5 protein-coding genes are annotated in these 6,390 nt (G+C 69.0%); 2 read left to right on the top strand and 3 right to left on the bottom strand.

Features of this window, described 5'->3' with window-relative positions; translation table 11 throughout:
- Together AC3AYF_RS09255 and AC3AYF_RS09250 are read left to right on the top strand one after the other, a co-directional pair.
- The coding region (locus tag AC3AYF_RS09255) for a YcjX family protein (protein WP_487779655.1) at positions 1–1,050 on the top strand (1,050 nt) is incomplete at its 5' end.
- Positions 1,047–2,087, top strand: a complete 1,041-nt coding sequence (locus AC3AYF_RS09250; RefSeq protein WP_295035093.1) for a YcjF family protein — start codon at positions 1,047–1,049, stop codon at positions 2,085–2,087. The genes AC3AYF_RS09255 and AC3AYF_RS09250, both read left to right, overlap by 4 nt.
- Before the next feature lie 17 nt (positions 2,088–2,104).
- Here AC3AYF_RS09250 and AC3AYF_RS09245 read toward each other — a convergent pair whose 3' ends face one another.
- The 3 genes from AC3AYF_RS09245 to AC3AYF_RS09235 form a co-directional block, all read right to left on the bottom strand.
- Entirely contained in the window at positions 2,105–2,905 is an 801-nt protein-coding gene (locus AC3AYF_RS09245; RefSeq protein ID WP_295035091.1) for a Cof-type HAD-IIB family hydrolase, read from the bottom strand.
- 185 nt (positions 2,906–3,090) lie between these two features.
- Positions 3,091–4,776, bottom strand: a complete 1,686-nt coding sequence (nagE, locus tag AC3AYF_RS09240; protein ID WP_487779654.1) for an N-acetylglucosamine-specific PTS transporter subunit IIBC — start codon at positions 4,774–4,776, stop codon at positions 3,091–3,093.
- A 9-nt stretch (positions 4,777–4,785) separates the two neighbouring features.
- The coding region (locus tag AC3AYF_RS09235) for a phosphoenolpyruvate--protein phosphotransferase (RefSeq protein ID WP_487779653.1) at positions 4,786–6,390 on the bottom strand (1,605 nt) is incomplete at its 5' end.

The raw sequence follows: 6,390 nt of genomic DNA, 5'->3' as shown, positions 1-6,390 counted from the left end.
CGGCGCGCTCGCGGCCTGCTGGGCGACACGGCGACGCTGACGCTGGACCTGATCGACTACCCTGGCGAGTGGCTGCTGGATCTGCCGCTGCTCGAGCACGATTTTCTCAGCTGGAGTGAAAGCCAGCTCCGACGAACGGGGCCGGAGCGCCGGCAGCATGCCGAAGCCTGGCGCGCGGCGCGCGACCGGCATCGCCCCGACGAGGAAGTGGACGAATCCCGCCTGGCCGAACTCGCCGAGCACTACGCGGCCTCGCTGCGCAGCGCGCGGGAAGCCGGCTTCTCCCACCTGCAGCCGGGCCGCTTCCTGCTCCCCGGCGACCTGCAGGGAGCCCCGGTGCTGCAGTTCTTTCCGCTACCGGGCGTCGGGGAGTCTGATCGCCAGACACTCGAGGCGCTACCCGCCGGCAGCCTTTACCAGACGCTGAAAAAGCGCTTTCGCTTCTATCAGCAGCATGTGGTCAAACCCTTCTACCGCGAGCATTTCCGCCGCTTCGACCGCCAGATCGTGCTGGTCGACGTGCTTGGCGCGCTCAACGCCGGCCCGGAGCGCTTCGAGGATCTCTCCGACGCGCTGGCGACCCTGATGCGGAGCTTCGACTACGGCAAGCGCAGCCTGATGAACCGGTTGTTCTCGCCGCGCATCGACCGCCTGGCGATCGCCGCCACCAAGGCGGATCACGTCACTCCGGACCAGCATGCCAACCTGGTGGCGCTGCTCGAATCGCTGCTGGCCGAACCGATCAAGGACCTGCGCTACGCGGACGTGCCGGTGCGGGCGTTCTCCCTGGCCTCGATACGCGCCACCGAGACCCGGGAAATAGAGAGCGACGGCAAGCGACAGCCGGCACTTCGCGGCCACGGTCTCGACGGAGAGCCAGTGCTGATCTACCCCGGCGACGTCCCCGACAGGCTCCCCGAGAACGCGTTCTGGCAACGCCAGGGGTTCGACTTCACTGCCTTTCGACCGGCGCCCTGCCGATCCCAGGCGCTACCTCACATCCGCATGGATGCCGCCCTGGAGTGGCTGATGGGAGACAAACTGCGATGAGCGATCCTCGGCCCGGACAGCGCTTCAGCCTCGACGATGCCCCCGCCCCCGGGGAGCCCACCGCGCTTCAGGGCGCGCGGCACTATCTGCCCACCCAGGCGAGCGACCCCTACCACCAGGACGAGATCCCCGACTCCCCCGCCATCGATGCCGCGATCGCGCCACCGCGCAAACGGCGCTGGGGATTGATGATCGTCCTTGGCGGCGCGCTGGGCCTCGGCACCCTGGAGGCCGCCCAGACGCTCTACCTCTCGACGCTCGGCGGCGACTGGCTCGCCGGCGCCTGGAGTCTGATCGGCCTGACTGCCGTTGGCCTGGGCGCCCGGGCGCTGTTCGGCGAACTCTGGCGGCTGCGCAAGCTGCGCCGGCACGCTCGCCTGCGCCGGCAACTGGACGAGGAGTGGGTCGACGACGCCCCGGCCCCCCACACGGACCCGCTGACCCTGGCCGGAGAGTTGCGCGAGCAGATGGGCCTGCCCAGGGACCACCCCCAGTGGCAATCCTTTCTCGCCGCTCATCAGTCGCATCACACCGCCCAGGAGACCCGCCAACTGATCGCCCACTATCTCCTGCATCCGCGCGATCGGGCGGCACGACGGCTGGTGACCCGGATGTCCGGGGAGACCGCCGTGATGGTCGCGGTCAGCCCGTTGACGCTGGTCGACATGTCCCTGATGGCCTGGCGCAACATCGCCATGCTCGACCGCATTGCCGCGCTCTACGGCCTGCAGCTCGGCTATGCCAGCCGCCTGCGACTGTTCCGGGAAGTCCTGCGCAACATGGCTTTCGCCGGTGCCAGCGAGATGGTCAGCGACGCCGGCATGGACCTGCTGTCGATGAACCTGGCGGCCAAGCTGTCCACCCGCGCCGGGCAGGGCCTCGGTGCCGGACTGCTGACCGCGCGCCTGGGGCTGCGTGCCATGCGCACGATTCGACCGATCGCGTTCGAGGGGGACGAACAGCCACGGCTGGCCGACCTCCGCCGCGAGGTCTGGCAGCAGCTGCGCAGGCTGGACGATCGCGCGGAGCCGCGCTGAAGCCCGCCGTCGCGCCCTCACTCGAGCGCGAAGAACTCCCGCAGGGCATGCGCCACCGCAGACTCGTGGTGGGCGCCGATGGTCTTCGCCCGTGGCAGTTGTCCGATGACGTCGGGATGAGCATTGGAGACCACGTAGGCGTGACCCGCCAGCGTCAGCATCTCGACGTCGTTGAAGTTGTCGCCGAACGCCAGCGCTCTCTCGGTAGGAAGATCGAGCGCCCTGAGCGCCCGGCTCAGCGCCGTCGCCTTGTTCACTCCCCGCTGCATGATCTCGAGCGAGTTGGCCGCCGAGTAGGTGATGTGCAGCGCCTCGCCGTGGCGCTCCCTCAGGGTGAGCTCCAGCGGCTTCAGCAGCGCCGGTTCGCCGATGTAGAGCACCTTGCCGACGTGCTCACTGTCCAGATCGGCCATCTCGTCGACCTGGTAGGTGAAGCCGGTCATCGCATGCAGCGGTAGCAGCTCCGGCGCTTCGGCATCGATCAACCAGCGGTCGTGGGTGTAGAGATTGAGCCTGACCGATGGCGGTCGCGGCAGATCCACCAGCGCCCTGACCAGCTCCGTGGGCACCAGCGTGTCGCTGACGACACGATCGTCGGTGTCGTGCACATGGGCACCGTTGCTGCTGATGATCCAGGCGGGAATGTCCAGTTGGCGCCGGATCGCCGCGATATCCTGGTAGTGGCGTCCGGAGGCCAGCGCGATCACGTGACCCCGAGCCGACAGCGCCTGCAGGGTGTCGCGGGTCAGGGCATCGACGCGATGCTCGGCATTCAACAGCGTGTTGTCGAGATCGCTGGCGATCAGGTACTGGGACATGGAGTCTCCTCGGGTCGGCGGCATGGGGCTTCGACAAGCGCCGGCTGCGGGGCGCTGTCGATAGCAGCTTCGAGCTTCGGGCGAACGGTGTCAAAGACCGAACGCAAAGCACCAACCGCCGATTCGGCGACTGGCGCGATGCCCTGTACGGAAAACGTCCCGCCCGGGCCTGGACGGGCCTCCCGTCAGGCAGGCTTGGTATCGATGCCGTTGGCTATCGCCCCCGCCTGGCGCCCCAGCACCAGATGGACGACACCGTGCTCCAGGTCCTGGATACCGGCGGCGCCCAGCCCCGCCAGCGCGGACTCGTCCACTTTCCCGCGATCCCCCAGCTCCAGCCGCAGGCGGGTGGTGGCCACCGCGGCGACGTGGCGAATGTTCTCGGCGCCACCCAGCGCCGCCATCCACGCCTGGCGCGACGCCTCGTCGAGCCGGGCATCGGTCGGTACCGTATCGTCCCCGACCGCCGGCGCCGTCTCCAGCGTCTTGCCGTGATCGCGTACCGCCACTCGGATGTCGTCGGCCACGGCATCGGCGATCGGCCCCAGGATCACCTGCAGGCCACCACCGCGCAGATGCAGAATGCCGCGGGCCCCCAGCGCCTTGAGCGCTGGCTCGTCGATCGCGGCATCGTCGTGCATCACCAGCCGCAGCCGGGTAGTACAGGCGCCGACGCTGACCATGTTGGCCGCCCCGCCCAGCGCGGTCACGAAGGCGGGCCCGCGCTCGCCGGCGTCGTGGCTGACGCTCGTCGTCGCCAGTTCCGGCTCGCGCCCGGGGGTCGGCAGGTCGAAACGCACGATCGCCCAGCGAAAGATGCCGTAATAGAGCGCGAAGTAGCCAAGTCCCACCGGGATCATCATCCAGCCGTTGGTCGAGAGGCCATAGGAGAGCGCGTAGTCGAACGCCCCGGCGGAGAAGGTGAACCCCAGCTTGACGTCGAGCATGTCCATCAACGCCATCGAGATACCGGTGAGAACCGCATGCATCGCGTACAGGGCGGGCGCCAGGAACATGAACGAGAACTCGATCGGCTCGGTCACGCCGGTCAGGAAGGCGGTCAAGGCCAGAGACAGCAGCAGGCCGCCGACCTGAGCCCGGCGGGAGCGCGGCGCGGCGTGATACATCGCCAGCGCGGCGGCGGGCAGGCCGAACATCATCACCGGGAAGAAGCCGGTCATGAAGCTGCCCGCGGTCGGATCGCCGGCGAAGAAGCGGTTAAGATCGCCGGTGACGCCGTCGAAACTGCCGAAGACGAACCACACGAAGCTGTTGAGCACGTGGTGCAGCCCGGTCACGATCAGAATTCGGTTGAGCACGCCGTAGACGAACAGGCCCAGATCGCCGGCGTCGATCAGCCACTGCCCCAGTTGATCGATGCCCTGCTGGATCGGCGGCCAGATCAGACCGAAGAGGCCGCCCAGCACGACGGCGGAGAGCCCGGTGACGATGGGAATGAAGCGCCGCCCGCCGAAGAAAGCCAGATAGTCCGGCAACTTGATCGCCTTGTAGCGGTTGTAGAGCACGCCGGCCACGCTGCCGATAATGATGCCCGACAGCACGCCCATGTTGATGTCGGGGTTCAGCGTCTCCAGCACCGCGTTGAGCACCAGGTAGCCGATCACCCCCGCCAGCCCGGCCGCGCCGTTGTCATCATCGGCGAAGCCGACCGCCACGCCGATGGCGAAGATCAGCGCCAGGTTGGAGAAGATCGCATTGCCCGCGTTGGCGACGAAGCCGATGTCGCGCAGGTCGGGCTGGCCCAGGCGCAGCAGCAGCCCTGCCACCGGCAGCACCGCGATCGGCAGCATCAGCGAGCGTCCGAGTTTCTGCAGACCGGCCATGAGCCGGGAACCGAAGGTGGTGGTCATGACGAGTCCTCAGGATCTTGTTGTCGTGTCGGTGGAGGTCGTGGCGTCGCCGGAGGCGGGTGTCGCCGCTTCGGCGGACGATGCCAGCATCGTTGCCAGTGCCTCTCTCACCGCGGCCGCATCGTCCAGTGCCAGCAGCGCCGGGAGCTGCGCCGCCAACGCTTCGGCGTCCAGCCTGCGCAGCGTCGCCTTGACCACCGCCACCCGCGCCGGTTCGACGGAGAGTTCGTCGACGCCCATGGCGGCCAGCAACGCCCCCGCCAGCGGATCACCTGCCGCGGTGCCGCAGACCGCCACCGGGCATCGACCGCCGGCGCCCTCGAGACACAGGGCGATCAGACGTAGCACCCCCGGATGCAGCACATCGCTGCGCGCCGCCAGCGATGCGACTTCACGATCCATCGCCAGGGCGTACTGGGTCAGGTCGTTGGTGCCGATGGAGAGGAAATCCGCCTCGCCGGCGAGAGTACCGGCACAGAGCGCCGCCGTCGGCACTTCCACCATGGCGCCGAGCGACGGCAGCCGTTCGATGCCGAGCGCGGCAGCCCTCGTCGCCAACCGCCGGCGCACCCAGCGCAGCTCGCCGACGTCCGCGATCATCGGCACCATCAGTCGTAGTCTCGTCAGGCCATCCTCGCAGACCGGCAGCCCGCGACCCGCTTCCAGCAACGCATCCAGTTGGGTGTCGAACATCTCGGGATGCGCTTGCCACAGTCTCGCGCCACGTTCCCCCAGCGCCGGGTTGGGCGTCGCGGGAAGCGCCAGGTAGGGAAGTTGCTTGTCGGCCCCGATATCCAGCAGCCGGACGACCACCGGCCTTCCCGCCATCGCCTCGACGGCGGCGCGATACTCGGCCTGCTGCTCGGCGAGATCCGGCGCGGCCTGCCGCGCCAGGAACAGGAATTCGCTGCGCATCAGCCCGACCCCGTCGGCACCGGCGTCCAGGGCACCTTGCGCCTCCGCGCCGGAGGCGATATTGGCGGCGACATGAAGATGGCGCCCGTCGCGCATCGTCACCGGCTCGAAGGCGACGGCCAGGTCGGCCTCGGAGCGCTGGCGCTGGCGCGCCTGCTCGGCCTCGACCGCCGCCAGGCGCCGCTCGTCGGGGGCCAGCTCCAGCCGCCCCCGGTCGGCATCGAGGCAGACCCGTTCGCCGCTGGCCTCCAGCAGGGCATCCCCCATCGCCACCAGACAGGGCAACCCTCGTGTCCGAGCCAGAATCGAGACGTGGGAGGTCGAGCCGCCGCCCGCCAGGCACAGCCCGCCGATCTGCCCCGCGACCTCGACGAACTGCGAGGGGGTCATTTCCCGCGCGACCAGGATCGCCCCTTCGAGTCCGGTGGTGGCGACGGCGTCGTGGGTAGCGCAGCGCTGCATGACCTGACGCTGCAGATCGTGGAGATCGTCGGCCCGACCGGCCAGCAACGCGTTGCCGCTGCCACGCAGGCGCTGGATCTCGGTCTCGAGGGCCAGGTACCAGGCGCGTCCGGCGCTGGCGCCCTCCGCGATCTTCGATTCCGCCGACGCCCGCAGATCGGGGTCGTCCAGCCAGGCCCGGTGCGCCTCGAAGATATCCGCCTCGGCCTGCTGTCCACGCGACCCGGCCGCGCGCAT

The sequence above is a fragment of the Salinicola sp. genome, from assembly GCF_982684285.1.
Note: the sequence above shows the minus strand (reverse complement) of the source record. Positions and strands in the feature narration are given on the sequence as shown.

What these genes read in the sequence shown, in the direction of transcription:
- AC3AYF_RS09250 (WP_295035093.1), top strand. Translation starts at nt 1,047, where the DNA reads ATGAGCGATCCTCGGCCCGGACAGCGCTTCAGCCTCGACGATGCCCCC.
- AC3AYF_RS09245 (WP_295035091.1), bottom strand. Translation starts at nt 2,905, where the DNA reads ATGTCCCAGTACCTGATCGCCAGCGATCTCGACAACACGCTGTTGAAT.
- nagE (WP_487779654.1), bottom strand. Translation starts at nt 4,776, where the DNA reads ATGACCACCACCTTCGGTTCCCGGCTCATGGCCGGTCTGCAGAAACTC.